This is a genomic window from Paenarthrobacter sp. CAP02 (genome assembly GCF_040137855.1).
GTDB lineage: Bacteria > Actinomycetota > Actinomycetes > Actinomycetales > Micrococcaceae > Arthrobacter.
This window is the reverse complement of the sequence record NZ_JBEEII010000008.1, coordinates 18390-44740: the sequence shown is the minus strand read 5'-3', so window position 1 is coordinate 44740 and position 26351 is coordinate 18390. Positions and strand designations below refer to the sequence as shown.

Annotated in this window: 30 protein-coding genes; 11 read left to right on the top strand and 19 right to left on the bottom strand. The window is 62.1% G+C overall.

Annotated elements, in window-relative coordinates; translation table 11 throughout:
* Window positions 1–44: 44 nt before the first annotated feature.
* Genes ABHM97_RS14640 through ABHM97_RS14630 form a run of 3 tightly spaced genes read right to left on the bottom strand, consistent with a single transcriptional unit; the run spans window position 45 to window position 2892 of the window.
* Entirely contained in the window at window positions 45–1040 is a 996-nt protein-coding gene (locus tag ABHM97_RS14640) for an amidohydrolase family protein (protein WP_349471276.1), read from the bottom strand.
* The gene (locus ABHM97_RS14635; RefSeq protein WP_349471275.1) at window positions 1037–1744 is read right to left on the bottom strand and encodes a 4-carboxy-4-hydroxy-2-oxoadipate aldolase/oxaloacetate decarboxylase; all 708 of its coding nucleotides are present in this window, start codon (window positions 1742–1744) and stop codon (window positions 1037–1039) included. Before ABHM97_RS14635 ends, ABHM97_RS14640 begins: the two co-directional genes overlap by 4 nt.
* Window positions 1744–2892: a zinc-dependent alcohol dehydrogenase gene (locus tag ABHM97_RS14630; RefSeq protein ID WP_349471274.1), complete on the bottom strand. Its 1149-nt coding sequence runs from the start codon at window positions 2890–2892 to the stop codon at window positions 1744–1746. Before ABHM97_RS14630 ends, ABHM97_RS14635 begins: the two co-directional genes overlap by 1 nt.
* 59 nt (window positions 2893–2951) lie before the next feature.
* Between ABHM97_RS14630 and ABHM97_RS14625 the strand changes: the two genes are divergently transcribed.
* Window positions 2952–3938 carry a substrate-binding domain-containing protein gene (locus tag ABHM97_RS14625; RefSeq protein ID WP_349471273.1) on the top strand — a complete coding sequence of 329 codons (987 nt, stop codon included), beginning with the start codon at window positions 2952–2954 and terminating at the stop codon, window positions 3936–3938.
* Here ABHM97_RS14625 and ABHM97_RS14620 read toward each other — a convergent pair.
* From ABHM97_RS14620 to ABHM97_RS14560, 13 genes are all read right to left on the bottom strand, one after another.
* Window positions 3935–4603, bottom strand: coding sequence for a 2,3-bisphosphoglycerate-dependent phosphoglycerate mutase (locus tag ABHM97_RS14620; protein ID WP_349471272.1), 669 nt, complete (start codon window positions 4601–4603; stop codon window positions 3935–3937). The genes ABHM97_RS14625 and ABHM97_RS14620 overlap by 4 nt on opposite strands.
* Window positions 4603–5451: an alpha/beta fold hydrolase gene (locus ABHM97_RS14615; protein ID WP_349471271.1), complete on the bottom strand. Its 849-nt coding sequence runs from the start codon at window positions 5449–5451 to the stop codon at window positions 4603–4605. The genes ABHM97_RS14620 and ABHM97_RS14615 overlap by 1 nt, the downstream gene beginning before the upstream one ends.
* An 11-nt stretch (window positions 5452–5462) precedes the next feature.
* Entirely contained in the window at window positions 5463–6269 is an 807-nt protein-coding gene (locus ABHM97_RS14610; RefSeq protein WP_349471270.1) for a 3-methyl-2-oxobutanoate hydroxymethyltransferase, read from the bottom strand.
* Window positions 6266–6781 (bottom strand): hypothetical protein, encoded by a 516-nt coding sequence (locus tag ABHM97_RS14605; RefSeq protein WP_349471269.1) that lies wholly within the window; start codon window positions 6779–6781, stop codon window positions 6266–6268. The genes ABHM97_RS14610 and ABHM97_RS14605 overlap by 4 nt, the downstream gene beginning before the upstream one ends.
* A gap of 3 nt (window positions 6782–6784) precedes the next feature.
* Entirely contained in the window at window positions 6785–8065 is a 1281-nt protein-coding gene (locus ABHM97_RS14600) for an aromatic ring-hydroxylating dioxygenase subunit alpha (protein WP_349471268.1), read from the bottom strand.
* A gap of 94 nt (window positions 8066–8159) precedes the next feature.
* The gene (locus ABHM97_RS14595) at window positions 8160–8483 is read right to left on the bottom strand and encodes a 2Fe-2S iron-sulfur cluster-binding protein (protein WP_349471267.1); all 324 of its coding nucleotides are present in this window, start codon (window positions 8481–8483) and stop codon (window positions 8160–8162) included.
* 183 nt (window positions 8484–8666) lie between these two features.
* The gene (locus ABHM97_RS14590; protein ID WP_349471266.1) at window positions 8667–9740 is read right to left on the bottom strand and encodes a carbon-nitrogen hydrolase family protein; all 1074 of its coding nucleotides are present in this window, start codon (window positions 9738–9740) and stop codon (window positions 8667–8669) included.
* A gap of 50 nt (window positions 9741–9790) precedes the next feature.
* Complete coding sequence (locus ABHM97_RS14585) at window positions 9791–10795, bottom strand: ABC transporter substrate-binding protein (RefSeq protein WP_349471265.1); 1005 nt, start codon at window positions 10793–10795, stop codon at window positions 9791–9793.
* 43 nt (window positions 10796–10838) lie between these two features.
* Window positions 10839–12281: a DHA2 family efflux MFS transporter permease subunit gene (locus ABHM97_RS14580; protein ID WP_349471264.1), complete on the bottom strand. Its 1443-nt coding sequence runs from the start codon at window positions 12279–12281 to the stop codon at window positions 10839–10841.
* A gap of 12 nt (window positions 12282–12293) precedes the next feature.
* On the bottom strand, window positions 12294–13076 hold the full coding sequence (locus ABHM97_RS14575) for an ABC transporter permease (protein WP_349471263.1): 783 nt from the start codon (window positions 13074–13076) through the stop codon (window positions 12294–12296).
* Window positions 13077–13084: 8 nt separating this feature from the next.
* Window positions 13085–13879, bottom strand: a complete 795-nt coding sequence (locus ABHM97_RS14570) for an ABC transporter ATP-binding protein (protein WP_349471262.1) — start codon at window positions 13877–13879, stop codon at window positions 13085–13087.
* 16 nt (window positions 13880–13895) lie between these two features.
* Window positions 13896–14759: an ABC transporter permease gene (locus ABHM97_RS14565; protein ID WP_349471261.1), complete on the bottom strand. Its 864-nt coding sequence runs from the start codon at window positions 14757–14759 to the stop codon at window positions 13896–13898.
* 33 nt (window positions 14760–14792) lie between these two features.
* Complete coding sequence (locus ABHM97_RS14560; protein WP_349471260.1) at window positions 14793–15746, bottom strand: ABC transporter substrate-binding protein; 954 nt, start codon at window positions 15744–15746, stop codon at window positions 14793–14795.
* A gap of 255 nt (window positions 15747–16001) precedes the next feature.
* Here ABHM97_RS14560 and ABHM97_RS14555 point away from each other — a divergent pair, with 255 nt between their 5' ends.
* Window positions 16002–16628 (top strand): cysteine hydrolase family protein, encoded by a 627-nt coding sequence (locus ABHM97_RS14555; RefSeq protein WP_349471259.1) that lies wholly within the window; start codon window positions 16002–16004, stop codon window positions 16626–16628.
* A 70-nt stretch (window positions 16629–16698) separates the two neighbouring features.
* Here the strand turns inward: ABHM97_RS14555 and ABHM97_RS14550 are convergent, their stop codons facing one another.
* Window positions 16699–18066 (bottom strand): SLC13 family permease, encoded by a 1368-nt coding sequence (locus ABHM97_RS14550; RefSeq protein WP_349471258.1) that lies wholly within the window; start codon window positions 18064–18066, stop codon window positions 16699–16701.
* A 13-nt stretch (window positions 18067–18079) separates the two neighbouring features.
* Window positions 18080–18898 (bottom strand): maleate cis-trans isomerase family protein, encoded by an 819-nt coding sequence (locus tag ABHM97_RS14545; RefSeq protein WP_349471257.1) that lies wholly within the window; start codon window positions 18896–18898, stop codon window positions 18080–18082.
* Between the two features lie 168 nt (window positions 18899–19066).
* On the opposite strand from ABHM97_RS14545, the gene ABHM97_RS14540 reads away from it, so the two are divergent.
* On the top strand, window positions 19067–19846 hold the full coding sequence (locus ABHM97_RS14540; protein ID WP_349471256.1) for an IclR family transcriptional regulator: 780 nt from the start codon (window positions 19067–19069) through the stop codon (window positions 19844–19846).
* Window positions 19847–20002: 156 nt separating this feature from the next.
* The gene (locus ABHM97_RS14535) at window positions 20003–20635 is read left to right on the top strand and encodes a flavin reductase family protein (protein ID WP_349471255.1); all 633 of its coding nucleotides are present in this window, start codon (window positions 20003–20005) and stop codon (window positions 20633–20635) included.
* Here ABHM97_RS14535 and ABHM97_RS14530 read toward each other — a convergent pair whose 3' ends face one another.
* Window positions 20636–21115: a MarR family winged helix-turn-helix transcriptional regulator gene (locus ABHM97_RS14530; RefSeq protein ID WP_349471254.1), complete on the bottom strand. Its 480-nt coding sequence runs from the start codon at window positions 21113–21115 to the stop codon at window positions 20636–20638. It abuts the gene before it with no gap.
* Between the two features lie 27 nt (window positions 21116–21142).
* Between ABHM97_RS14530 and ABHM97_RS14525 the strand changes: the two genes are divergently transcribed.
* The 7 genes from ABHM97_RS14525 (at window position 21143) to ABHM97_RS14495 (ending at window position 26087) form a co-directional block, all read left to right on the top strand.
* Complete coding sequence (locus ABHM97_RS14525) at window positions 21143–22204, top strand: EAL domain-containing protein (protein ID WP_349471253.1); 1062 nt, start codon at window positions 21143–21145, stop codon at window positions 22202–22204.
* Between the two features lie 333 nt (window positions 22205–22537).
* Window positions 22538–22840 carry a nuclease-related domain-containing protein gene (locus tag ABHM97_RS14520; protein WP_349471252.1) on the top strand — a complete coding sequence of 101 codons (303 nt, stop codon included), beginning with the start codon at window positions 22538–22540 and terminating at the stop codon, window positions 22838–22840.
* Window positions 22841–23460: 620 nt separating this feature from the next.
* Window positions 23461–23943, top strand: coding sequence for a hypothetical protein (locus tag ABHM97_RS14515; RefSeq protein ID WP_349471251.1), 483 nt, complete (start codon window positions 23461–23463; stop codon window positions 23941–23943).
* Window positions 23940–24254 carry an FG-GAP repeat domain-containing protein gene (locus tag ABHM97_RS14510; protein ID WP_349471250.1) on the top strand — a complete coding sequence of 105 codons (315 nt, stop codon included), beginning with the start codon at window positions 23940–23942 and terminating at the stop codon, window positions 24252–24254. The genes ABHM97_RS14515 and ABHM97_RS14510 overlap by 4 nt, the downstream gene beginning before the upstream one ends.
* 214 nt (window positions 24255–24468) lie before the next feature.
* A complete protein-coding gene (locus ABHM97_RS14505; RefSeq protein ID WP_349471249.1) occupies window positions 24469–24792 on the top strand; it encodes a hypothetical protein in 324 nt (107 codons plus the stop codon).
* Window positions 24793–25152: 360 nt separating this feature from the next.
* Window positions 25153–25668 (top strand): ATP-dependent nuclease, encoded by a 516-nt coding sequence (locus ABHM97_RS14500; protein ID WP_502921297.1) that lies wholly within the window; start codon window positions 25153–25155, stop codon window positions 25666–25668.
* 32 nt (window positions 25669–25700) lie between these two features.
* Complete coding sequence (locus ABHM97_RS14495) at window positions 25701–26087, top strand: hypothetical protein (RefSeq protein WP_349471247.1); 387 nt, start codon at window positions 25701–25703, stop codon at window positions 26085–26087.
* Window positions 26088–26351 lie beyond the last annotated feature (264 nt).

Genomic DNA, 26351 nt, shown 5'->3' with positions numbered 1-26351 from the left:
CTCACCTCCGTGGAGGTGAGGGGCACTTTTCTGCACGCTGTTGCTCAGCGCCTGGCCGCAATGCGCGCGGCCAGGCCCGAATAGACCCCCACGGCGTTGTCCCGCAGGATCCGGAGTTCATCCTCCGGGGAAAGGCCCGCGTTTTTCACGTAAACCAAGGTGTGGTCCCACTCCACGCCGCTGTCTGGATCCGCGCCACGTACCGCCCCGAGCATTTCCGAGGCAAAGAGGATGTTGCCGGCCGGAATTACCCGTGTCAGCAGGTCGATTCCGGGCTGGTGGTACACGGCCGTGTCGAAATAGACGTTGGCCAGCAGCTCTGACGGGTCCTGCCAGCCGTTGCGCATGGAAAGGCCCCGGTACCTGCCCCAGTGGTAGGGAACGGCGCCTCCACCGTGCGGAATCACAAAACGCAGCCCGGGAAAGCGCTGAAAGAGATCCGATTGCAGGAGCTGCATGAAGACGCTGGTATCCGCGTTCAGATAATGCGCGCCGAGGGTGTGGAAGTTCGAATTGCAGGCAGTAGACACGTGGATCATCACAGGGATGTCGAGTTCCTGGATCACCTCGTAGAGCCCGAACCAGGACTCGTCGGTCAGTGGCTTCCCAGCCCAGGTCCCTGACGGGTCCGGATTGAGGTTCGCACCAACAAATCCAAGTTCGGTCACCGTGCGCCGCAACTCCGCGATAACTCCGGCGAAGTTGCCGTCAGGTGTCTGGGGCAATTGGGCCACGGGGGCGAAGTGCTCCGGGTACAGCTCGCTCACGCGGTGAACGAGGTCGTTCGAGACCCGTGCCCAGGCGTTGGCTGTAGCTGCGTGCGGGACGTGGTGTTCCATGCCTGAGGCCCGGGGGGAGAGGACCATGAGGTCGCCGCCGCGCTCACGAAGGATGCGCAATTGGTTGGGTTCCACGCTTTCGCGGAGCTCGTCGTCACCAATGGGAGCGAGGACGGCGTTCTCTCCGTTGAGCTGGGCCTTGCGGAAGGCGAACAGCTGCGCAGGTTCCGTGGTGTAGTGGCCATGGATATCGATAATCACTTGCGGGCCTCCTGTGTCCAGTCCTCGTAGGAGATGTAGCGAATGCCGGCCTTTTCAAGCAGCGGACGCATATTGTTGACATCCAAGGCAATCTCGCCGGCTTGATAACGCGAGCGAGCTTTGGCTTCTTTTTCCTCGCGGGCCTTCGAGGCGGCAAGGACGAGGGCGGCCTGCCGGCGTGGTACCACCACAACCCCGTCATCGTCGGCAACCACCACATCACCCGGATGGACGATCCGGCCGGCAATTGAAATAGGCACGTTGACGTCGCCCAGGCTTCCCTTGCCGGTTCCTTCCGCCGATACCGCTTTGGACCACACCGGGAAGCCCATCTGTTGAAGATCAGCCACATCCCGGACACCGGCTTCGATGATCAGTCCCCGAACGCCCCGTGCCTTCAGCGACGTGGCCAGGAGATCGCCGAAGTAACCCATATCGCAAGGAGCAGTCGGCGCGACAACAAGTACGTCGCCCTCGCCGCACTGCTCTACGGCTACGCCGATGGTGGTGTTGTCCCCCGGGGCAACGGTCACCGTGACGGCACTGCCCGCGATCCGGACTCCGCGCTGTACCGGATTGATGTGTGAACCGAGCAGCCCCTGACGGCCTTGGGCCTCATGGACGGTGGCCACACCGTAGGCGGCAAAGCTGTCCACGACTGTCCGGTCGGCGCGGGGCGCGTTGGTTACAACGAGGCCACCCATCAGCGCACCGCTCCGCCGGGCTGGCCCACCAGTTCGGGCATCATGGACACGTGGATGGCATCCTCGTCGGTCTCGCCGGCGAGCACGCGAATGGCATGGTCCACTTGGTCGATGCCGTAACGATGGGTGGCCAGTTTTTCCAAGGGGTAGCGCCGTGAAGCGAGCTGGCTGACGGCGAGTTCGCAGGCGTTGAAGGAGTGTCCGCGCGCCGACTTGATGGTGATTGCCTTCTCGGTGATTTTCTTCACGGGGAAGTCGGGGAAGGCGGCCAGTTCGCCCTGGATGAGCAGGGTGCCTTCCCTGCGCTTGAGGACGTCGACGCCGAGAAGCACCGGGGCGGTGCCCGCTCGGGAAGTGCAGTCCAGGACGTAGTCCAGGCCGCGGCCGTTGGTCAGGTCCATGATCTTCTCGCGGGGATCCTCGGCGAGGACATCAATGACGTCGTCGGCGCCCAGTTCCTTGGCAAGCTCAAAACGGGCTTTGTCCCGGGTGGTGCCGGAAACGATCACCTGTGCAGCGCCGGCTGTCTTGGCGGCGACCAGCTGCGCCAGGCCCTGCTGGCCCGGGCCTTGGATCAGCACGGTGTCGTTGTATCCGATGCCTGCAGTCAGCAGGGCCCACTCAATGCCGTTGGACAGGGGCATGACCAGGCCTGCTTCCTCGGCTGTGATGGTGTCCGGGATCTTGTGGAGCACCGCGTTCCAAGGCAGGTACATGTACTGCGAAAAACCGCCCCACAGCGTGCCGGGGAAGTCGGCGGAGGTATACCCAAAGCGGCGCGCATCGGGGTTGGTCCGCCAGTCAGTCGCCTCGCAGTGGCGGTACTCGCCGATGCGGCACCACTCGCAGCTGAAGCAGGCGACGTAGTGTTCCACGAACACCCGGTCCCCTTCTTCGAGTCCTTGGCGCTTCTTGAACTTATCGCCGGCCTCCACAATGACGCCGACGTTTTCATGACCCATGATGACGGGACCCTGGGTGGCCGCAGCGGTTGGCGGATTGGAATACAGCTTCACATCCGTGCCGCAGATTCCTGCGACCTCAATTTTCAACAGGGCCGACTCATCGTCGATCTTCGGCCGGTCAAACTCGCGCATCTCGGTGGTTCCCGGAGCAACCCGGACCGCCGCCAGCACCTTCTCAGACATCTTTGGCTCCCTTTGAGCACGGCTTCTTAGCCTTGGCAAAATGGTTAGACCAATCTACCATGCAGGTATCCATCGTTGCCATAGAAATTGGAGCCGCCATGCCCGTCCAGTTATCAGCCCTCAGCAGGACCCAAGGAAACAACCGCCGCCTGAAGGACGGGACCGTTGTCCCCGACGGCTTCCCGCTGGAGTTCCAGGAGACGCCGGTCCTCGTCCAGGGATTCCGCAGGATGGTCCGTGAACTGGCCTATGACGTCAGCGAAATGGCGCTGACGACTTACCTGACGGCGAAGGAGCACGGCGTGAAGTTCACGGCGCTCCCGATTTTCCTGGTGCGGGGATTCCACCACGATGCGATTGTGGTCCGCCGCGACTCGGGCCTTAACCACCCCGGACAGCTTGCCGGCAAGCGCGTCGGCGTGAACCGCGGCTACACGGTGACCACCGGCGTCTGGGCCCGGGCCATCATGGCCAACCAGTACGGGCTGGACCTGGACTCGGTGACGTGGGTCCTTTCCGGTGACGAACACGTCCAAAGCTACGTGCCGCCGTCGAACGTCGTTTCCGCACCTGCGGGCAGGACGCTTGAACAGATGGTGCTCGACGGCGAACTTGACGCCGCGATCGGCGTCAAGGCCGGTTCCCCTGACTTGGTCCCGCTCATCCCCGACGCAAACCAAGCCGCCCTCGCAGCCTTGCAAACAACAGGGTTCTATCCGATCAACCATCTGGTGGTTATCCGCGACGAGGTGCTGGAGGCCCACCCGGAGGCCGCCGTCGCGGTGTTCGAAGCCTTCGCGGAATCCAAACGGCACTACCTTGCGGACCTGAAAGCCGGAGCGCTGGCCGAACCCGACTCCGCCGACCGGCTCCACCTCCAGGTACTGGAAGCTACCGGCTGGGACGATCCCCTCCCTTACGGCGTGGAGCCCAACCGTGAAACCCTGGAAGACCTCATGGAACAGGCAATCCGGCAGCACATCCTGACCAGGAAGGTGAAACTGGACGAACTCTTTGCCGGGCCGGTCCGCGGGCTCACCGGCTAAACGTTCTCCATACGCAAGTCCAACTGCGCACGGACAGCCACAGGAGCTGCCGTGCGCAGTTCGTGTTTGGTGGCTTCTTCAAGGGGCATCCCGGTGGACAGATGCATCAAGACACGCAGCGCATTTCCGTGGCCAACCACCACCACGCTCCGGCCCTTGCGCAGTTCCGGAGCGAGGATTTCCTCCCAGTACGGCGCCATGCGTACAGCCACGTCCGCCAGGCTTTCGGCGGAGACAGCCGCCGCCTCGGGATGTCCCGCGTACCGGGGATCGGTGCGCCTGGCGGCCAGGCCGGCGTCGTTGGCGCTGGGAGGACAACCGTCGACGCCGCGGCGCCAGGACTCCACATCAGCGTCGCCAAAGCGCGCCCTTGCGTCGGCTTTGGCCAGCCCCTGCAAGGCGCCGTAATGACGCTCATTCAGCCGCCAGTGCGCGCTGGGCGCCAGTTGCCAACCGGCCTCTTCAACCAACAGCCGGGCCGTTTCCACGGCCCGGCTGAGGACGGAGGTGTGTATTGCGTCGGGAGTGATGCTGGAGAGCTGCGCCGCGGCCCGCCGGGCCTCCGCGCGTCCGCGGGCGGTGAGGGGAACATCGAGCCACCCGGCGAAGACGTCATCCGCATTGGCGGTGCTCTCACCGTGGCGCAACAGCACCAGGCCGGACATCAATGTTGCTCGAGGAACGCCAGGATCCGGGCGGGAGCGGTTTCCCGGGTTTGTTCGGCCACCGGAACATCCCAGTACTCGTGGACCGGGAGGCATTCCTCAAGGTAGCGCGCTGCGGACGGCGCATGTGAGCTGTCCTGTCCGGGAACAATCAGCCCCGGTACCTGTAGGGTCATCAGGTCCTCGGCTTCGACGCCCGGCACCGTGTCCCGGTCGAAGAGGCCCCGCACGGAACCGGTGACCATCAGTTCGTACTGCTTTGGGTCCATTGCCGCGTAGGCAGCCGCGAACCCGTCGTTGCCGCGCAGCGGCGCGGCCCAGGGACCCACGCGCGGGTCCTTGCTGAAGCCCAACGTGCTGGATCGGGCAAGTTCGACGACGGCTCCCATGCCATGTTCGAGGGCGAAAGCAAGGTGTTGGCCGAAGCGGCGGTGCTGGGCCATCCGGTATTGCGGCCCGCCGGCGGGGGAGAACAGGACCATGCTCCGCACACGGTCCGGGTGCCGGACGGCCAACGCCGCCGCAGTGGAGCATCCCACGCAACCACCCATCGTGTGCACGGCGTCGTAGCCGAGGTGGTCGATCAGTCCCAGCGCCTGGGTTACGTAGCGGTCCCACGCGAGGCGCTCCAGGCGACCGCCGGACTGGCCGGACTCACGCCGGTCGAAAACAATGCACGTGTACTTGCTCTTGAAGGCTTCGACGAAACCGAGCTCCCGGTACCGTCCGAAAGTGATCCAGTTTTCCAGCGTGGAGTCGAACCCGCCCGGGCTGAACATGAGCAACGGAGGGCCATCGCCCACTGCCTGGTAATTGGTTGGGATTCCGTCAATTTCGACAACGGGCATGATGTCTCCTCTTAACCTTGGCCGCGGAGGTGCTTCTCCCCGCGAATATCTGCGATGCACTCGGTCAGGGCGTCAAAGGCGATGCGCCCCACATTGGCGTAGGTAGTGGGTTCGGCATCGATCCACTTGGCGCTGTAGCCGATTGCCGCCGTCGACATCCTGATCCGGCCGTCCAACCACGGACCGCCGCCGAAGCCGCCCAGCACGGGGATGGAGACCGCCTCCACCACGGCCGGCCCCACCACCGGGCCGGAGTTGGTGAAGTTGAGGGCGACGGCGCCTGCGGACTCGAGTCGTTTGGCTTCGGCGACGAACTGCTCCACCATTTCCTCCGGAACAACCGCTCCTTCGGCCTGCGAATACGCAACACCGTATTTAAGGGCTGTTTGCGGGGTGATGCCGAACTGCGCGAAAACGGGGACGCCGGCACGGGTGACGGCCTCCACTGCTTCGGGGAAATCGGCGGCGCCGTCGAGCTTCACCATGTCCACGCCCGCTTCCTTGGCCAATCGGATAGCCGCGCCGACTGCCTCCCTGGCCCCCTCTTGGAGGGGACCGAACGGGAAGTCGCAACTGAGGAGTGCGGACTCCACGCCGCGGCGCACTGCCTTCGCCGCAACCAGGATTTCCTCCATGGTGATCTCCAGCGGATGGGAGTGCCCCCAGAGATTGACGCCCACTGAGTCGCCAACCGAGACGATGTCCGCACCCGCACGGTCTGCGATCCGAGCCATCTGGTAGTCCCAAGCGACAATGCAAGCGCTCTTCGTGCCATCCTTCTTCATTTCGCGGAGCTTGGGAATGGTCATGGTGCTCATGCGCGCGTAGCCCTCAGCAGCTCAATAAGATCGTCTTCTTCGGCGGGTACCAGCAGGATCCTGGCGTGGGGCCGGAGGTGGAAGAGCGCATCACTGGTGAGCGCGCCGGGTGTGACAACCAACCCGGCGGTCATGATGCCGCGCTCACGGGCGAGGCTCCCGACGGCGGCAACCGCCGCCCCGTTCTCGCCGGACGTAGAGACCATGATCACCGTGTTGGTGTCGGTCATTACCTCTCCCAGGGACACATCCGAGGCTCCGATCTCCGACAGCACCCCGCCGGGGCCGGAAACGGAGAAGAATCGGGCCTGGCCCCAGTCGAGCAAGGCTGCGGAACGGATGATGCACTCGGCCTCGTGGTCGAAAGCGACAACACGGGTGTTCCGTGCGGCCGACAACGGGTAGTCGATCCGGAATGCCGCTTCCTTGGTGGTCGCGGCCCGGGCGCATGAGCTCGGACCCGCGGGCACCGAACGTGGAGCACTTGAGTGTTCGTGATCGTGATCGGACATGGCTCAGACCGAGGTGTGCGGCTTGGCCGGTTCTGCGATCATGGCCTCGCCGATGCCCTCAACGAAGGCTTGGTCGGCGGGGAGCACGATCGCAACCGAACGGACCTTTTGGTCGCTGGGCCTGTTGCCGGTGGGTTCGACGCCGTCCTGCAGGGCTTTTACAGCCTTGTAGAGCTTCTGCCGGGCCTTGATGATGCCGGCGTCGGTGGCCACCAGGCGTTCCTTCGTCCGGTCCACAAGCGGGCCCATCGATTCCTGGAGCGAGGAGTCCTGAAGGGCGATTCCCTCGATGCCCGAGTAGTTCTCTCCACGCTTCTGGGACTCGCGGTCCATCAGGTAGTCGTTGTCCTTGTTCGCCAGTGGGCGGTAAGAAGCATCGTTTGCACTGTGGACGCCCTTGCCGGCGCGCATCGCAGCGACCTCGGCTTCCGTAAGCTGACGGGTGGGGTGGTAATCGAAGCTGTACGCCCAGCAGTTCTCGTCGTCGATGGGGACCCAGAAGTGGCCGTGGACGGGGTGGTCTCCGCGCGGCGGAACCATGGTGAAGTTGGGCAGGACCCACGGCGTCACGCGCCAGTAGTACTTGCCTTCCTCGGCATTGCGGCGCGCGCCGATCAACAATCCGCCTTCGTAGTCCACCACTTCGAAGAACGGCTTCAAATCGCCCTTGTTGTATTCATTCCCCTTGGATCCTTTGAACAGCGGGTCGCTTTCCAGGTTGCCGCCATGCAGGAAGGTGACATGGCTGGAGTCGATGCCGCCCTCAAGTGCCTGCAGCCAGTTGCATTCCTGGAGTCGCTTGGAGGTGAAAACCTGGCCCTCCGGTACGGTGTACGCTTCCCACTCCGGCAGCGGGGGCTGGGCCGCGGGGTCGCCCAGGTAGGCGAACAATACGTCCCCGCGCTTGACCATGGGGTAGGCCTTGAGCTTGACGTTGGCGCAGAAGTTGCTGGTGGCCGGCTCACTGGGAACCTCCACGGCCTGGCCGGTGACGTCGTACTTCCAGCCATGGTAAGGGCAGCGGAGGCCGTTTTCCTCGTTGCGGCCGAACCACAGCGACACGCCGCGGTGGGCGCAGAACTCGTCCATCAGGCCGTAACGGCCCTCGGAATCGCGGAAAGCGATGAGGCGCTCGGACAGCACCTTGACGCGAACCGGGGGGCAGTCGTTTTCCGGGAGTTCCTCGGCCAGCAGCACAGGCTGCCAGTAACGCCGGAAGAGGTCACCCATGGGAGTGCCTGGGCCTGTCTGGGCCAGCAATTCGTTGATGTCCGTACGCAACATGCGAAGGATCCTTTCGTCCTGAGCTCGTCCTGAGCGGGGTGGAAAATGCTTGCTTTTGTCCCGCTTCCGGCTGTGCCTCTAGCGGGACGGGAAACTAGGGCTGGGTCGGCGGAAGGTCGACCACCAAACCGTCGAGCTGCTCTTCGAGCACGATCTGGCAGCCAAGGCGGCTGCAGTCCCGCGGCTCGGAAACACCCATGTCTATGAGATCGGCCTCGATCTCGCCGGGCGTGCCCACTGTCTCCCGGAACTCCTCACGGACCCACACGTGGCAAGTGGCGCAGGAGTTGTTCCCGCCGCACTCGCCGATGATGCCTGACACTCCGTTGCGGAGAGCCGCTGACATCACCGAGTCGCCGACCTCGGCGTCCACAACATCGATTGCGCCGTCGGCGCTTACATAAGAAATCTTGACCATTGGATCCTCCTGCTAATGGTCTAACCATAATGCCGTTGTTCCGCTTGCCGTGTCAATGACGGGTCCATGGAATTTCCTGATCACGAGCCCGCCCGGCTGTACGGCCAAACCCTGCCGGACAACAGCCAGGGCCTGACACGGAGTCAGGCCCTGGCGGGGTTGTTCTGTTGACGAGAGCGGATATCAGGGATTGATCAGATCCGGCGCGAAGACATCGTTCGTCGCGCACTCTTCAGGGGGCACCGACCGTTCCATGAGCTGCTCCGCCGTCGCGGTGTTATCCGCGGTGACGTAATCCGTCGGGGGCCTGCGGTTGATCCTCAGCTGGAATATGTCATTGCGGTTGTAGTGGCCGGCGAAGTCCTGCGCGATCTTCTGGCGGGCCCACTGGTCGAAGTCCAACTCCGCGTAGAGAATCCCTTCCGTGGTGCCGTTGAGGGGGCCGGCAAGGATCCGTGTGTCGGGGCCGATGATGGCTGAGCCTCCCTGGCCCGCTCCTGATGCGATTCTCTCAGCAGCCTCCGCTGTCAGCCCCAGCTCTTCCGCATAGCCCGGGTGGGCAACGCCGCAGGCGCTGATCACGAAAGCTTTGGACATCAGCGCGAAGTTCTGTGCCGCCAGCAGCGAAGTCTGCGGCATGAGTGATGTCCCGTCCGCAGCCGAACGGAAATGCGGTGGCCAGCTCATTCCGTGCAGCCTCGTTCCGGCGGCGGTCAGGGCAAAGATTTCCAGGGGGTTGGAATTCTCGCCGCAGACCAGGGCGCTGGCGGGTCCGTATTCGGTGTCGAACGGCCGCAGAGTGTCTCCCCATCCTCCCCAGTGCACTATGCGCTCGCCGGCTGTTGGCTGAAGCTTTTGGTGCTTGCCCAGGAAGTGCCCGTCCGGGCCAAAAAAGAGTTGGGAGTTGATGAGGGAGCCCGGTGCATTCGAGGCCCGTTCACACGCTCCCATCACCACGTATGCTCCCGCATCCCTGGCCGCCTCGCCGATCGCGTCGGTTTCGGGCCCCGGCACCCTGATGGCGTTCTTGAACAGCCTCAGGTTCAGTTCATTGGAGAGGGGGTTGCTGACTGGTTGGAAGTGGAACCACGTAGGGTGGCCGGGCAGGAACCCTTCGGGAAAGACGATGAACTTCGCTCCCTTTGAACCGGCCTCCCGGATAAGTTCGCAGGCCTTCGCGGTGCTCCTTTGCAGGTCGAGGAATACGGGGGAGGCCTGGACTGCCGCAGCGGTGATGGAGCCGAAGAACTCAGCCAATGTTTGTCCTTTCGCGGGTGGGGCAGGGTCCGTCTTCAAACAGGGGCCCGTCACAGCTCCTGCCAGGGCTTGTAGATTTTCTTGACGTCGTCGAGCGTCAGGGAAGCGGCCGACTTGATGGTGAAGTGGGTGGCTTCGAGGATCCCTTTCAGCTGGTCCTCGGTGAGCTTTCCGTCCCGGGAGCTCATGGGAATCTCTTCTTTGATGATCCGCGCGGCCAGCTTGGGGTCCATGCCCCACTCGTCCGCCATCATCTTCGTCGCCAGGCTTTCGTCATCCATGATCCGGCCGGAAGCCTTGTAATAGCACTCGGCAAAGGCCTTGACGTCTTCGGGGCGTTCTTTGATGATCTTGTTGCTTGCGAAGACCACAGTCATGGCGTTCGGCCCGATGAGTTCGCGCACGTTCTCCAGGACTTTGGCGTTGCCGGCCTGCTCGAGCCCGAAAGCGGCGTGTCCGCCCCAAAGGAACGCGTCCACGGTTCCGCTTTTCAGTCCAGCCTGGATGCCGTCAAGGCTCCCCATGGTCACCTTCTTGAAGTCTGTGTCGCTCCATCCTGCTTGCTGGGCGAGTTTCTGGGTGGCATAGTCACCTGCCGAGCCGAAACTGCTGATCGCAAAAGTCTTGCCCTTCAGGTCGGCAAAGGACTTGGCGGTGCTGTCCGGCCTGACAACGAGGTATTCGTCGAATACCGACATCGAAGCGCCGATGATGGACGCGTCCAGGCCTTGGGAAATGGCGCCGATGACCCGGTTGGGCGAGGTGATTCCGATGTCTGCGCTGCCCGCCGCTACGGCCTCGGCGGTCTTTTCGCCAGCGGTGAGGCTGACTTTCATCTGTGGATCGCATTCAGGCCAGATACCAAGGAAGTCGCCGGCTTCCGCGCCGAGCTCCGTGGGATCGTGCTTGTTCGACTGGATGACGCGGATTTCATTGGTCCCCGCGTCGTCGGCACCCGCGGAACCACCGCAGCCGCTTAGAAGCAGTATGAAGGCTGCACCTGCGGCGGCTGTTCGGAGGCTCCTTGTGATGGCGGGAGGTGCAAAATTTCCCATGGGCATGTAACTCCTCTACGTGGTTGTTGGGGCGAACGTGGTCTTACATATCTTTTGAGGTGCGGCCTCGCCTGCCGTACATCAGCACCACTGCAAGGAAGGCGACGGCGGCAAGCGCGGCGCCGACCAGCAGGACGCCTTGAAAGCCGGCAAGGAAATGGTCGGGGGAAATCCCGGCTGTCGCGGGGGAGCCGGCGAACAGCTGGTAGAGCAACACGGTGAGCGTCACGCCAATGGCCCTTCCCAGATTTCGAAGGGTCGCAATGGTGCCGTTGGCTACTCCGGCCTGGTCCTGCCCCAGGTCACCCATCACGGCCGAACTGTTCGGCGGGCTGAAGAGCCCGACGCTCGCGCCGATGAGTGCCAGCAGGGCGGCAACCAACCACGACGGCGATGACTCCCTGAGGAACGACGCCCCAGCGAACGTGGCAATCATCACGGACAAAGCCACGAGTGCAGGACGCCGGGAACCGACGCGGTCGCTCCACCAACCGGAAAGGGGCGACACCAGAAGCATTGCAACGGCCTGGCACGTCATCATCAAGCCCGTCAGGCCGATCGACCACCCCAGGACCTCATGCATGTACAGGGGGAACAGGAATGCGGGAAACAGCAGGAGTACGTAGGAAAGGAACGCGGCCAGTGTTCCCCAGCCGTAGACACGCCTGCGGAAGTGGCGGAGGTTGATGAGGGGAACGGCGGTCTTGAGCTCACGCAGGACAAAAAGCCCGCAAGCCGCAACCGCCGTTCCCAACAGTCCAATGACCACTTCATGCGACCATCCGAGTCGGGGTGCGAAGCCGAGCCCGAGCAGCAGGCTCGACGTGAACACGATGAACAACGTGAAACCGGGGACGTCCAGCCGGGGTGCCCTTGCCCCCTTCTTTGAGTCCTTGGGGACGAGGGCCATCACGCCGATCGCACCGATCAGGCCCACGGGGACATTGATCAGGAAAATCGAACGCCAGCCAAACGCCCCTGTAAGGAGGCCGCCCAAGGCCGGCCCCAGCAACGTCCCTGCCGCCACCATGCTGCCGATGATCCCCAGGATCCGGCCCCTTCGGTCTACCGGGAACGTTGCCAAGGCCAAGGGCGTGACGGTCGCCATGAACATTCCCGCGCCGATTCCCTGGAGCACGCGGAACGCAATCATGACCGGAAGGGCCGGTGCCAGGCCCACTGCGAGCGACGCAACGACGAAAGCCAGCAAGCCGCTGCTGAGGATCCGCTTTCCGCCAATGGCATCCGACAGTTTGCCCAGGAATGGAACTACAGCCGTAATGGTCAGCAGGTAGGCGGACAACACCCATTGGAGGGAGTCGATATCAACCCCGAATTCCTTGGCCATCATCGGCAGGGCCACCACTACGGCTGTGGCGTCAATGTTGGCCATGAAGGTGCCCGTGGTAACGGAGAAGAGGATGATCCATCTGGCCGCCGTCCCCGCCGATGTGCGCTGGGTGGGCTGGATTTGGGTTTCGGTCATGGTGCGCTTTGCTCAGTGGGCAGCGTTGAGGGACTTGCCCCGTTCGGACTTGGGCGTCAGCAAAAGGTTGACCAATCCCTGCAATATGCCCACCAGGACCATGAGGAGAATGATCATGGCGAACGCCTGGGGAGCTGCGAAGGTCTGGCTGTTCAACGCGAGTTGATAACCAAGCCCGGCAGTGGAGGCCAACATCTCGGCGAAGATGACGGTGATCATTGACGCGCCGGCGCCGATGCGGACACCGGAGCTGATCAGTGGCAAAGCACTCGGCAGCTTAATAAGGAAGTCGGTCTGGAATGAGCTGGCCCCGAACGCCCTGGCTACCGTCAGCATGGTGGGCTTCACCGTAGCGAAGGCCCGCAGCGAGTTGTAGGCGATCGGGAAGAACGCACTGACCGCCCCATAACCGATCTTCGACCCGACTCCCGTGCCGAAGGACAGGATGAAGAGGGGGTAGAAGAGGATCAGCGGAGCGAGGTAGCCCCAAACGAAAATCGACTGGAAGACCTGGGTCCTAACCGGCGTCCTCGCTGCCCAGAAGCCCGCGGCGAGGCCGAACACCGATGCGATGATGAAAGCAGCCAGGATTTCACCGAACGTGATGAACGCGGCTTCGTAGGTCACCGGCTGCGCAAGTGCTTCGCCAAGGGCTTCCATGACCCTGGGGATGGTGGGCAGAACCAGCGGGGAGATCCCGCCGGGACCGTTACCGTAAGCCCAGATACCTAACAAAACGCCAAGTCCGAGCACCCGCAGGGGCCATACCAGCGGGGAATTTTTGTGTTGCTTCATTGATTTCCCTATGCTCTCTGCTTTTCCAAGGGGTTGGCGTGGGGGCCGTTGCCCATGGCTTCGTTCAGCATCAGGAAGAGCTGTGAACGCAGTTGCGCAAACTCCTCCGTGGCAATGAAGTCGAGCGGGCGCGGACGCATGTGCTCGATCTTGACTTCGGCCATGACCTTGCCCGGACGGGCGGACATGACGATCACGCGGTCGGCCCAGTAAATGGCCTCATCCAGGCTGTGGGTCACAAGGACAACCGTCTGCTTGTTTTCCGTCAGGACCGTGGAAATGCTTTCGCCGAGCGAACGACGCGTCTGTTCGTCCAGTGCACCGAACGGCTCGTCCATGAGCAGGATCGACGGGTCCATCGCCAAGGCCCTGGCCACCGCCACGCGCTGCTGCATGCCACCGGACAGCTGGCCCGGGTGGGAATCAGCCCACTGGGACAACCCCATCATGTCCAGCAGTTCCTGGCTGCGTTGGTGCCGTTCCTGCTTGCCGACTCCCGCGAACCGCAATCCGACGCCGACGTTGTCCAGGATGTTCTTCCACGGCAGCAGGGAGTAGTCCTGGAAGACGAAAGCTGCCCTGCGGGGGTCCGGTTCCTTCACCACTGAGTCGCCCACCGTGATCTGGCCCTTCGTGGGAGTCATGAGCCCTCCCATGCAGGTCAGCAGCGTTGACTTGCCGCAGCCGCTCGGACCAAGAAGGGCTACGAATTCACCCTCGTGCAGCGACAAGTTAATATCTTTGAGTGCTTCGACCGTCGTTCCGGCACGCGTGAACGTGACCGAAACATCATTGATGGACATTCGCATTGCTGTTTACCTAACTTGTCGCGGTGGTTGTAGCGGCCCCGGCGGCGGAAGTCTGCCGCCACTTGGTCAGCCGTGTTTCTAAGTGATTCCAGATGGTCCCCGCAACGACTGCGAGGATGGTGACTGCCAGCATTAGCGCAAGGGTCTTGTCCGTGTGCAGTTGTTCGGCGTAGACCCGGATCAAGCCACCCACACCGTCCGAGGAAGCCCACAGTTCTGCGATGAGGACCCCGATGAACGCGTGGCGGATTCCGAACCACAGTGCCGTGAAGATGCCCGGCAGGGCGGAGGGGAGTACAACGGTGAGGATGGTCTGCCCCCAGGATGCCTTGAAGGCCCGAGCCACTTTCATGTGGCGCTCCTCGACGAGCGCCATGCCGGCGGCCACGTTGATGGTGACGAACACTGCCGCTTCGAAGGCTCCAAATACGACGGCGGACGTGGAACCGATGCCGCACAGGAGGATGAAGATGGGCAGGAAGATGGACTTCGGTGTCGACATCAGGAACAGCAGCGGGGCCGAGTAGGCCTGCCAAAGGGTCTTGGACAGCCCCATCACGGTTCCGACGACGATTCCCACGGCGGTGCCGATGACGAAGGCCATGAGGATGTTTCCACCCGTGCTGCCCAGCGCCGTCATGACTTCGCGGGTGCCCAGCATCTCTACGAAGGCGACGGCGACGGCCAGCGGAGTGGACACGAAGTCGATGTCGATCAATCCGAGCCTCGTGAGGAGTTCCCAGGCGATGATCACGGCGGCGATGACGGCTACCCTGCCGAAGCGCGCTTGGACTTTTACGTTGGAGTTCCTTAGCAGCTTGGGGGCGGACAATCGCATTTGCTGGCGGGGAGGTGCTGAAAGGTTGGTTTGCATTGGGTCAGCTCCGTGCCCCGTGTCGGGCGGCCATCACAGGCTCTTCCAATGCTTGTACATGCCCTTGACGTCGTCGATCGTGAGCGACTTGGCGGACTTGATGGTGAACTGCGTAGCTTCAAGGAGCCCCTGCAACTGCTCCGGGGTCAATTCGCCGTCCCTTGAGCTCAGCGGAATTTCGTGCTCGATGATCCGGGCCGCCAGCTCGGGGCTCATGCCCCAGTCTTCGACCAGCATCTTCGTAGCCAGGGCGGAGTCTTCCATCATGGCCTCGGTGGCCTTGTAGTAGCACTCTGCGAAGGACTTTACCGCTGCGGGGTTCTTTTCGATGATCTCGTCTGTAGCGAAGACCACGGTCATGGCGTTTGGTCCAACGAGGTCCTTGACGCTGCCCAAAACCTTGGCGGAGCCCTCGATCTCGAGGCCGAATGCTGCCTGTGCGCTCCAGAGGAAAGCGTCTGCCGTTCCGCTCTTGAGCCCGGCCATGATGCCGTCGAGGCTGCCCATGGTGACGGTCTTGAAATCGTTGGGACCCCAGCCTTCCTCGTGGGCGATCTTCTGGGTTGCGTAGTCACCGGCGGAGCCGAAGCTGCTGATGGCGAACGTGGAGCCCTTCAGGTCCGCGAACGAGGTGGCTTTGCTGTCCTTCCGGACCACGACGTACTGGTCCCACACGGGCATGGATGCGCCGATGATCTTGCCCTTGAGTCCTTGGGATACGGCGCCGATGACGCGGTTGGGGGAAGTGATACCGATGTCGGCGCTCTTGGCGGCCAAGGCTTCTGCCACCTTCTCGCCGGCCGTAAGGTCCACCTTCACCTCGGGCGAGCATTCTGGCCATATGTTCATGAAGTCGCCGGCTTCCGCCCCAAGCTCTGTGGGGTCCTGCTTGTTCGACTCGATGACCCTGATCTGGGTCGGACCACCGTCGGAGGCGGGTGCACCGTTGGCACCACCGCCGCAGGCCGTCAGTGCCAGCGCTGACATGGCCGCCATTGATGCCAGAAGGGGGAGGCGGCGCGGGGGACCAGATTTCTTCCTGGCCGGGATCCAAGAAAACATGAAGCTCCTCTAAGTTCGGATAGCTGCGGAACGGGTTCGACGCAACGCAACAGAGGGCGGAGTTGGGCGAACCACGTTGTTCAGGTCACAAAAACAAGTGCCCGTTGAAGGACGGTAATTTACATCACTTCGGCATGTCAATAGTATGGTCAAACCATTAAGCCAAACTGAGGGGTTCTTGTGAATCGACTCGATGCAACAAAGGCGGCTATCGTCGTCGTCGACATTCAAAATGACTTTTGCCACAGCGGTGGCTACCAAGGGCAGCGGGGAAAAGATGTTGCCAGGGTGCAGGCTGCGGTCGGGCGCCTCGAACCGTTCATCCAGGAGGGCCGGGACCTCGGTGTCCCGGTGATCTTTATGCAGAACCTCCATGATCCGCAGAGCGACACGGAAGAGTGGCGTGGGCGCCACTTGGAAGCGCGCGATTCGCAGTCCTGCCTGCCTGGAAGCTGGGGGGCGGAGTTCTACACGCTGGAACCGCAGCCGGGAGACCATGTGCTTTCCAAGGCGCGCTACAGCTCTTTCGTCAAAACCGGCCTGGAAGAACTCCTGCGATCCCTCGGCCGCACATCGGTCTTCTTCTGCGGCGTCGCTACCAGCATTTGCGTGGAGACCTCGCTGCGGGACGCGACCTGCCTCGACTTCCTGGTCACCCTCGTGGACGACTGCTGCGGAGACTATTCGGAAACGGCCCACAACAACACCGTGCGCTCGGTGGCCGGGGGCTTCGGTGCAGTGACGGCGAGCAGGGATGTTTTGGAAGGCTTCCGGGTCTCAGCCAGGCCCGTCTCTGCGGCGGGCTGAAATCCCTTAAAAGTGAAACCGCTGTGGGGCGTCCGTATGGTCCCGGGCGCCCCGCAGCGGGCTTGTTGGATTAGCCCAGGCCCAGCTGGACAAAGATGAGCCACGCAAGCATCGGCACAATGCCGATCATGACGATCGCCCACACAAGCAGGGCCCGGAAGAATACGCGTTCATCCTTCGGCTGCGCGCTGGCCATGAGCAGGGCTCCGCTGGTGGACATCGGGCTCACATCCACCACGGAGGAGCTGATGGCTATGGCCGTGACTACTCCGATGGGGGAGAGCGCCGGGTCCATCGCGATGGGGTTGATGATCGGGCTGACCACTCCCAGCGTGCCGGTAGTGGATGCGAACGCGGAGACGACGGCGACGACGTAGCTGGCGATCAGGGCGGCGAGGGAGCTGTCGCCCAAGCCTGCAATGCCCGCCTCGAGTTCCTTCAAGGCGCCCATTTCTTCGAGCATTCCCACATATGTGACGATGCCGGTGACCAGGATGATGGCCGACCAGGGCATGCCTTCAACCGCCGGCTTCTGGATGCCCGGCTTCACGCAGACCAGCACCAGGGCCACGACGAGCGAGGCCACGCCAACGTCGATGCCCAGGACGGTGGTCAACACCAGCAGTCCTCCCAAGCCGATCAGGGTCAGGATCCGGATGGGCGTCGCCTCCACCTTTTCGGGGGCTTGGCGCACGCCGGGTTCGATGGCAGCCTGTGCCGGGGCGGACTTCGTGAGCAGTGACGATCCCTGCTGGCCCGCCTGGGTGCCGGCCGCCGGATAGGCGGAGTCTCCGCCGTCGTTATTTCCCGTTTCCGGTGTCTTCGCAGCGGCGCGACGCTTCATGAACCACTGCACCAGCACGTAGGCAAGGAAGGCGAGGACGGCGTTGAAGATGAAGCAGTAAATGTACAGTTTCAGCGAATCATCGGAGGCGCCGGCATCATCGAGCATGACGTTGGCGAGGACGCCGAAGGGGTTTACCGGGGAAAAGGCGCCTGCGTTCGCGCCCTGGACTATGACCAGGCCCATGGCCAGGGTGCTGATGCCGAACCGGACCCCAAGTGCCAGGGCTACCGGCGCGACGATTGCGACGGCGGCCGGAGTGAAAGCTCCGGCCGAGGCAAGTGCCGCCGTCAGGAGGAACATCAGAATGGGAACAAGGGCCTTGCGGTCACCGGCGAGGCGCTCGGCCCAGTAGGCCAGCAGGTCGATCGTGCCGGTAATCCGCACGATGCCAAACAGCAGGGTGGCGCCAACGAGGATGAAGAAGAGGCCGGCAGGGAATTGTCCGATGACATCCTTGACCGGCATCCCCACCAGGAGGGTGCCCACGCCGAACGCCGCAACCAGGGCGATGAGTCCGGCGTTGATCCTCGTGAATGAGCCAACGGCAAAGGCTGCAACGAGGATAAAGAACGCGATGAGTGAGAGGGACATGACCATGGGCTCTTTAGATGGTGGCGCCGGTCAGGGTGCGTGCTCCCGAGAGCAGGCTGCCGGCTCCCGTAATGGCGGGAACATGCCCGAGGGACTTGAGGATTTCGAATGTAGTAGCCGTGGCTGCGGTAATGACCGGCAAGCCAAGCTCATCCTCGACAGCCTGAACCGCCGGAAGCGAGGGCATCTGGACGCAGGCGGAGAGGACAATCGCTTCCGCGCCTTCCCGCTTGAGGTTTCGCGCAATGCCGGGCAGGTTCTGCGGATCCAGGCAGCCCACGGCAAGGTTGTCGGCTACCTCGAGGCTGGTTGCGTCCAGCACGGTGATGCCCGCTCCTTCGATGTACTCCACCACCATCTGCGTCAGCGGCTTCATGTAGGGCGTGATCATGGCGACCTTGCGTACGCCCATGGCCTGCAAGGTGCGAACCAAGGCTCCTGCGCTGCTGGTGACCGGCGCGGGGTGGCCGTTCTCCGCTGCTGCAGCGGCGATGACTTCTTCTGACTTGGCGTGGGCACCGGGACCTTGGGCCATTACTGCCACGAGGCAGGCGTAGGCGATCACGTCCACGTCGGCGTCCGACACTGCCTGGGCGCAGTCGGCAGCCTTGCCCACCATCGCCAGCAATTCTTCGCGATTGACGTTCTTCATGCCGGCCCGTGCCGAGTGGAACGTGTACTTGTGTCCCGTGGCTTGGGACTGGCGGCGGAAGAGCTCAGGAAGCTCGGTCTCCATGGTGGTGTTCGAGCTCGGGACGATCAGGCCGATGCGCGAGGCGCCGGGGCGCTTGGGCTCGGCGGCGGCTTCACAGGTTACTTCAGGAATGGTCATCGTTTTTCTCCACGACGTTGTGCTTACAGATAACCCCACGATGCGGGTTGCCGTCCCATAATGTGGGTTTCTCACGCGGATGTCAAATGGGTCACACATCTTTGAACGGTCCGGCGGACCTAAGATGGAACCCGCGCAGGATGGGGATTCCGGGTAGAAAGGACCTTCATGGCATCCGAACAGAGTTCGACTTCTTCACCTCTCTTGGTGCTGCATAAAGTCGCGGAGATCTTGAATTGCTTCTCCGTCGCAGACCCCGAGCCAATCCTCCAGCAGATCATCCGGAGGACCGGACTACCCTCCAGTACGTGCCAGCGGCTGGTCCAGAACATGGTTCGGGAAGGGTTCCTCGACCGCGAGGGGGACCGGTACCGCATTGGGATCGGCATGGTCCGCTGGGCGGCGCCGGGAACGCTGGGCCTGGACCTCGTCAAACTAGTCAAGCCCGTGCTGCAGCAGTTGCGAGACGAGACCGGAGAAACCGCCTGCCTCTACGTCAGGGACGGCGCGTTCCGTACGGTGGTTGCGGTCGCAGAGACCCGCCATGTAGTTATGCGCCCCTTCATGGTGGGAATGGTGATGCCGCTCCACGCAGGCGCCCCGGGCAAGATCTTCCTGGCGTACGATCCCGACGCATGGAACTCCTTGTCGGAGCCGGAGTTGAGCCCCTTCACCTCCGCGACTCCGGTCACCCTCGACGTTCTCCGAGTGCAGGCTGAGGAAGCCAGGAAGCAGGGCTTCTTCGCCGCCTTCGGGGAACGCAACGAAGACGTGGGTTCCGTGGCCGCGCCGGTTTTCGACCATGCTGGTCGCTTGGCCGGCGTGCTCGGCCTCGGGTTCCCCACACAGCGGGTTACGCCCGCGGATGCGCCTCGGCTCGGACCCATTGTGGCGCGGGCAGCGGCCGCTGCATGTAATGCGTTGGCTTACCAAAGCACCGAGGGATAGGGCTGCACCGTCCCGCGTGTCCTTCAGGGTAGTAATTAGAGTGCGAATTGTTCGTGCACTATCTCTCTGCTACGTTGTTCAGGTTCCGTCCGAAGAGGCCTCCCCCAATCCGCTTCGGACGGGACGCCCAAGCTGCTCATCTGCCTAGGCTGGACCATGCGACATGACTTTGACCCCGCTGAGTTGTCATCACGCGACTTCTACCAACTGCTGACGGCGGTGGTCGTTCCGCGCCCCATCGCATGGGTCTCCAGCAGGTCGCCCGGTGGCGTTGACAACCTTGCCCCGCATTCTTTCTTTACGGTGGCATCGGTGAATCCGCCCGTCGTTCAATTCACATCGGTCGGCGAAAAAGACTCGCTGCGGAATATCCGCTTGTCAGGGGAGTTTGTGGTGAACCTGGCGCCGGCCGGCCTCATGGCCGAGGTCAATGCGACCGGTACGAACTTCCCCCCGGACGTGAGCGAATTCGATGCCGTCGGAGTGACAAGGGAAGAGGGGCGCACGGTCGCGGCGCCCCGGGTTGCTGAGTCGCCGGTGTCCTTGGAGTGCAGGCTTCACAGTACGACGGCGATTGGCGATTGCGTTTTGGTCTTCGGGCAAGTCACCCATGCCGCAGTGGATTCCGGTGTCCTGGATGGCAGCCATCCACGGATCGATCTCCTCGAGCCGTTGGCGCGCCTGGGGTTGGATGAGTGGGCGGTGACCGGTGAGGTGATGGAACTGAAGCGCATCCGCGTAGACGACTGGCCGGCCGGTTTCGAGGCGGAGAGCCGGCGGTCGGGATAACTATCCTCCGGTTTCCGACGCCGCGCCATTGGGGTCGGTCTGTGCTGCGCGGGCGAGCCGGCACATGGCGTGGTGAAGTTCCTGGGCTTCTTCGCGGCTGAGGCCCAGTTTGTCGAGCATGGTGGCGGGAACGGCCAGCGCTTTGGCTCGAAGGGCGGTTCCAGCCGGCGTCAAGCTTACGGCGAGGGAGCGTTCGTCGTTTGGCAGTCGCTTGCGCGTGAGATAGCCGGAAGCCTCCAAGCATTTGAGCAGTGGGGATAGGGTGGCCGGGCCGAGCAGGAGTTCGGCGCTGATGTCCTTGACGGAGCGGGGGCTTCGCTCCCAGAGTGCCAGCATCACGAGGTACTGCGGATGAGTCAGATCGAGTTCCTGCAGCACGGGCCGGTAGGCGCCGATGACCGTGCGCGAAGCCACCGTGAGTGCAAAGCAAAGCTGCCGCTCGAGCAAGAGGTCATCTTCGGCCTCTTTGGGAGAAGACATAGGGAAATGATACCGAAACAGCCGGCTGTGAGCGCAGGATCCCTCTTGCGATGGTGGTTGGTCGCACTTTTCCTTGATCTGCTGGCGTCCTCGTTGGTTCTCCTGCCGCACCTGCTCGGATTCGAAGCCGGAGGCGGATCAGAAATCCTGACAAATGTGGCAACTCTTGTCTTCGTCCTCCTGTGCCCGATCGTGCTCGGCGGTTCGTGGGCCCTGGTCCGGCGGCACGACCGCATGCGGGATGACTCCAAAGGGCCTGGCCGGTCCATAAGCGATAAGGAGACGAGTCAGGAAGCACCTGAAATCCAAGCGCGTCTTGAGCGACTCTTTACTATCCGGGCTCTGATGACCGCGTTCCAGCCGATCCGCGACCTGGCCACCGGGAAGGTCGTGGGGGTTGAGGCACTTACCCGCTTTGTAAGCTCCCCCCTCAGGTCTCCGGACCAATGGTTCCGGGAAGCCGAATCAGTCGGTAGGGGCGCGGATCTCGAATTCCTCGCCCTGGAAACTGCTCTGCGGGCCGCGGCGGATCTTCCAGAACACCTTTACATCGGGGTAAATCTATCTCCCTTGGCTTGCCTTGATCCCCGTCTCGGCGAAGCTATTAAGGGTTCGCGCATCCAACCCGAAAGGATCGTCGTGGAATTGACCGAGCACTCAGTCGTTGCAAATTATGCAGATCTGAAGGCGGCACTGGCGCCGCTTCGGGAACAAGGGCTCCGGCTGGCAATCGACGACACCTGTGACGGATTCTCGTCTCTGCGCCATATCGCCATGCTTAACCCGGAGGTGATCAAGCTGGACCGGACGATCTCGGCCGGAATCGACTCCAACCCCACCTTACGGGCCCTCTGCGCGGCCATGGTCAGCTTCGCGACAGACATTGACGCACGGCTCGTGGCGGAGGGAATTGAAACCGAGGCACAGCTCGCCGTGATCACCCGGTTGGGCGCGCATGCCGGCCAGGGCTACCTGCTTGGCCGCCCCTCCGTCCGCCCGGAAGACTGGGCGCGTTGGAAAGAAGGACGCGACCGTGCCCCAAGGGCTGGCGATAGTAGTCAGGAAAGCGACATACGTAGATGTCCGTGAAGCAGGGCAAAGTTGACAAGCTTCGGCATGAAGGACCCGGACCGCCAGCCGGTAGAAGTCCAGCTTGCGGGAGAACAGCGGCCTTGCGAAATCATGAAACAGGGTGAGCTCCAGCGCCGTTAGGACCGGCATTTCCACATAAGCACCGTTATCGATCAATCACTTGCATCGGATCGCCGGCCCGCTCGCCCGCATTCCGGTTGCGTTCCGGGAATAGGGACCTGGAGTCTGAAAGAACGGATGCCGGGGCAAGGGGTGATCGAGCATTTGTTGGTGTTGCAAGGACAACAGCGGCCCCGGCCCTTCGTACAGAGGCTATTCGGGGTAGATCCATTGGCGGGCGGGAGCCGCTCTTGGTACAAGGGCGCTCTCGGTGAAATCGCTATTGGACACCTCCTCACTGCGCTTGGCCCGGACTGGACCGTGCTGCACGCAGTTCCCGTAGGCGCCAAAACCGCCGACATCTACCATGTCCTCATCGGCCCCTCAGGTGTCTTCACCATCAATACCAAGAACCACAGTGGCCAGAGTGTTTGGGTTGCAGGTCACGTGATGATGGTGGCAGGCAGAAAACAACGCCACCTCCAAAACGCACGATACGAAGCCACCCGCACAGCGGGGCTGCTCGGACGATAGGTACGCGCCACGGTTCCAGTGACAGCCGTCATCGTCATCCGGAACTCCAAGACCTTGACAATAAGGGAACAACGCATCGGCGCAGTTGTCCTCACCGACCACCAACTAATCTCCTGGCTCAGATCCCGCCCGGTCATCCTCAACTCCAGGCAGGTCCAACTCCTCGTCAGCGCCGCGGAAAAGCCAGCCACATGGCACCGCAACCCACAACCGGCAACAGACCCGGTCCTCTTGCGGAGCAGATTCTCGGCCCTCCAAAAGAGCATCAATCAGTCCCCGGGTCATACGCGGGGCATGGGAGCTGGGCGTGCTGCTCACAGTGCCGATCCTTATGCTGGCAAGGCTAAACGGTTACTAGAGGACGCCAAAAACACTTTCAAACGACAAAGATCAGCTACCCCATCCACTTCAGCTCGTACCGCTCGAAGGCCGTTGAGGGAGATTCCATCCACGTCTAGGTGAGGCCCGGAACGCAGTTGGCTCTGTCGTTGTGGCACCGAAAGGTGTTGTATATGCTCATTTAACCTGTGCCATTGGGGTACGGCGCCACGGTCTGGGGGACGCAATGCGACGTCTGAGTCTGGGTGCTTTCATGCTTGCTGCCACATTGCTGAGCAGTATTGCCTTCGCCGGCCCTGCCCGCGCCGATGATTTCTTATGGCACAACCTCGATTCAGGAATTCTGGGATGACGGCAAGATCTATGCAGACATGGTGACTATTCGCAACGACGGATTCACTTATGTCTATGCCGACAACAGCTTCTCCCAGCCGGAGTGTGCAGGAGGTTACGTTGGGCCAGATGTCAACGCCATACTTATGCCGGGGGACTGGGACGGCGACGGCTATGCGGACTGGATCTATCGAGCCAGTGATGGTGGATTGCATCGGATGCCAGGTTGGAGCGGCGGCACATCAAGGAACCAGATCGGCTGGGGCTGGAACATCATGACTGCGCTGACATCACCCGGGGCTGGGACGGCGACGGCGCCCCAGATGTGCTCGCCAGAGATGGCAGCGGAGTTTTGTGGCTGTACCGAGGTGACGGGGATGGCCACTGGTTTCCTGGGCGCACACAGGTCGGCTGGGGTTGGAACGTCATGAACACTATTTTCAGTGGCCATGATTTCAATGGTGATGATGCCTCAGATGTCATCGCCCGGGATGTCAACGGCTCCCTTTGGCTCTACCCGGCAAACGGATCCGGGGGCTGGCAGGACCGGGTGCGGATTGGCTGGGGTTGGCAAGTCATGACGAAATTTGCCGCTCCAGGTGACCACAACCGGGACGGCCACGGTGATGTCATCGCGCAGGACATCGACGGAAAGCTCTGGCTGTATCCGGGAAACGGCACCGGCAGTTTCACCGGCCGGCGCTTCCTGATGGACACCCCGACATCCAAAATCATTGGATAGCGCCGCCAAACGCCAACAAGATCTCACGGCCGTTGAGGCGTACACGGATCCATCACCGCTGCAACGTTTGAACCGCGGGGCCTCCGCTTAGCGGAATACCCTTCCGGCGGCCGGTGTCAGTATTTTCAGGCAAGGTGTTGCAGCGGCGACGCGGGTCTCAGTAATCTCTCGGGAAGAGCGTGTCGCTGGGGTGCGCCGGAAATGGGGGCCCATCGTGCGCCGTCTGATCATGATTGTTTCTGCTGTGGTTGCGCTGACGTTGGCCCAGCCCGCGGTCGCTGCGCAGGCGGATGATTCCTGGCACAACTCCATCCAGATCTGGTGGGACCGTGGCGTGGTCTATTCCGATCTGGTCACGATCACCGATGAAGGGCATGTCATCGTTTATGAGGGCAAGCCCGGTTGGGAAGGACAGGGTTTGGGGCCCGGGAACACTGTCGTGTTGGATGCGGATGCTTTGGTGACGCCGGGGGACTGGGACGGCAACGGTAGCGCTGACTGGATGTTCCGCGACAGCGACTCTTTGACTTCGTGTTGATCACGGCCGATCTCCGTGCCTCGGAGGAATCGTCGGACGTCAAGACGAGCATTATTGGTAGGATTCTTGAGCGTACGATCGATCGCACTTCTGCTGACTCTCAGATAGCGGAGATTGTTGAGAAGACCCGCATTGCTCAACAGGAGATCTACACCAAGAGTTTCCGAGAGCCACTTGAGAAACTGACGGGGCGCCTCAACTCGGTGGTCTCCACGTATAGGTCCGGGCAGGCTACTGAAGGTCACTCCAGCGGAAGTTGAGCTGAAGGCGCCGCGCACAACGTTTAATGTATCAATCCTTGACGGGAAGCTGGAGACGCCGGTGGAGCGGCAGGGCCATGGCTTCCAATGAACGCTCCTCATTTCTGCTTTGCAGATGCTTGCTGAACATGGGGCAGCGTCTGCGAATGGCGTTATTTGCCTGGCAATCGAAGAGCCTGAGTTGTACCAGCATCCAGTTCAAGCTCAAGCGTTTGCCAAGGTGCTTCGCGACCTCGCGGAAGATGAATCCAAGAATATTCAAGTGGCCTACGCCACCCACAGTCCCATGTTTATTGAGGCACAACGATTCTCCCAAGTCCGTCGTCTTACGCGCAGCGTTGAGGGGGATGGTGCCGTCAGCGTCCACGCGTCCAGCCTCGCCATCGTCAAATCATTGCTTGAAGGCATAGTCAAGCCTGCCACCGTAAATCGTCAGCTCGACGGCACAGTGTCTGCTCGACTACCCCTTGCTATGTTTGCCAATGCCGTTATTTTGGTCGAGGGCACTACGGAGGTTGCAGTGTTCGAAGGTATTGCTGATCGAACCCATGTATGGAGCCTTGCAGCGTGGGGTGCTGCCGTCGTTGAGGTAGGGGAAACTCTAGTATTCCACTAGCCCACGCCATACTTACGAGCCTCGGCATACCGGTGTACGCGATATTCGACGGCGACAACGGCTTTGAGCGCCGGGCGATTGCGAACGGAAAGAATGCGGAGAAGGTTCAGGAGGAGCGGGCCGCCCACATATCGGCAAACCAGAAACTCCTAAGGTGCTTCGGCCTCCCCGAAGTGGATTTTCCCTCCCAGCAGGTTACAGACAATGTTGCGATCTTGAGCGACCATCTGGAGGCACTCTTTGCCTCAGAATGGACAGAGTGGGAGGCTGCATGCGCGGCACTGGAAGAGGAGTCTGGCGTCTCGCTTCGAAAGAACCAAGTTGGTTATCGAACTGCGACGACGAGAGCAACAGGCACGCCCCCGGAGATCCTTACAAAAGTGCTTGAGCAGGGGCTGGTGATGGCCGGGAAGCTCTAGCCAGGACGACCACTGGGGTGAAGCACTGAGTTTGAGAGCCCGTGGTCGTGGTGGCATCGGTCGTGCATATCCTCTCGCGGACACCCAATTGGCCAGAGAAGTCGGGCGGTTTGAGCCGACATGTGCTGATGGGGCAAATCCGCTATGGATATCTGAAAGGAGTCCAACGATGCAGGAATCTTGCTCTGGTCAGAGTCGTAAGTTCCAGTGCGGTGGACCGCGGTCTAAGGGTTCGACCACAAGTCCGCTGCTCCATCAGGGGCG

What these genes read in the sequence shown, in the direction of transcription:
- ABHM97_RS14635 (WP_349471275.1), bottom strand. Translation starts at nt 1,744, where the DNA reads ATGGGTGGCCTCGTTGTAACCAACGCGCCCCGCGCCGACCGGACAGTC.
- ABHM97_RS14630 (WP_349471274.1), bottom strand. Translation starts at nt 2,892, where the DNA reads ATGTCTGAGAAGGTGCTGGCGGCGGTCCGGGTTGCTCCGGGAACCACC.
- ABHM97_RS14625 (WP_349471273.1), top strand. Translation starts at nt 2,952, where the DNA reads ATGCAGGTATCCATCGTTGCCATAGAAATTGGAGCCGCCATGCCCGTC.
- ABHM97_RS14620 (WP_349471272.1), bottom strand. Translation starts at nt 4,603, where the DNA reads ATGTCCGGCCTGGTGCTGTTGCGCCACGGTGAGAGCACCGCCAATGCG.
- ABHM97_RS14615 (WP_349471271.1), bottom strand. Translation starts at nt 5,451, where the DNA reads ATGCCCGTTGTCGAAATTGACGGAATCCCAACCAATTACCAGGCAGTG.
- ABHM97_RS14610 (WP_349471270.1), bottom strand. Translation starts at nt 6,269, where the DNA reads ATGAGCACCATGACCATTCCCAAGCTCCGCGAAATGAAGAAGGATGGC.
- ABHM97_RS14605 (WP_349471269.1), bottom strand. Translation starts at nt 6,781, where the DNA reads ATGTCCGATCACGATCACGAACACTCAAGTGCTCCACGTTCGGTGCCC.
- ABHM97_RS14600 (WP_349471268.1), bottom strand. Translation starts at nt 8,065, where the DNA reads ATGTTGCGTACGGACATCAACGAATTGCTGGCCCAGACAGGCCCAGGC.
- ABHM97_RS14595 (WP_349471267.1), bottom strand. Translation starts at nt 8,483, where the DNA reads ATGGTCAAGATTTCTTATGTAAGCGCCGACGGCGCAATCGATGTTGTG.
- ABHM97_RS14585 (WP_349471265.1), bottom strand. Translation starts at nt 10,795, where the DNA reads ATGGGAAATTTTGCACCTCCCGCCATCACAAGGAGCCTCCGAACAGCC.
- ABHM97_RS14580 (WP_349471264.1), bottom strand. Translation starts at nt 12,281, where the DNA reads ATGACCGAAACCCAAATCCAGCCCACCCAGCGCACATCGGCGGGGACG.
- ABHM97_RS14575 (WP_349471263.1), bottom strand. Translation starts at nt 13,076, where the DNA reads ATGAAGCAACACAAAAATTCCCCGCTGGTATGGCCCCTGCGGGTGCTC.
- ABHM97_RS14570 (WP_349471262.1), bottom strand. Translation starts at nt 13,879, where the DNA reads ATGTCCATCAATGATGTTTCGGTCACGTTCACGCGTGCCGGAACGACG.
- ABHM97_RS14565 (WP_349471261.1), bottom strand. Translation starts at nt 14,759, where the DNA reads ATGCAAACCAACCTTTCAGCACCTCCCCGCCAGCAAATGCGATTGTCC.
- ABHM97_RS14560 (WP_349471260.1), bottom strand. Translation starts at nt 15,746, where the DNA reads ATGTCAGCGCTGGCACTGACGGCCTGCGGCGGTGGTGCCAACGGTGCA.
- ABHM97_RS14550 (WP_349471258.1), bottom strand. Translation starts at nt 18,066, where the DNA reads ATGTCCCTCTCACTCATCGCGTTCTTTATCCTCGTTGCAGCCTTTGCC.
- ABHM97_RS14545 (WP_349471257.1), bottom strand. Translation starts at nt 18,898, where the DNA reads ATGACCATTCCTGAAGTAACCTGTGAAGCCGCCGCCGAGCCCAAGCGC.
- ABHM97_RS14540 (WP_349471256.1), top strand. Translation starts at nt 19,067, where the DNA reads ATGGCATCCGAACAGAGTTCGACTTCTTCACCTCTCTTGGTGCTGCAT.
- ABHM97_RS14535 (WP_349471255.1), top strand. Translation starts at nt 20,003, where the DNA reads ATGCGACATGACTTTGACCCCGCTGAGTTGTCATCACGCGACTTCTAC.
- ABHM97_RS14530 (WP_349471254.1), bottom strand. Translation starts at nt 21,115, where the DNA reads ATGTCTTCTCCCAAAGAGGCCGAAGATGACCTCTTGCTCGAGCGGCAG.
- ABHM97_RS14510 (WP_349471250.1), top strand. Translation starts at nt 23,940, where the DNA reads ATGAACACTATTTTCAGTGGCCATGATTTCAATGGTGATGATGCCTCA.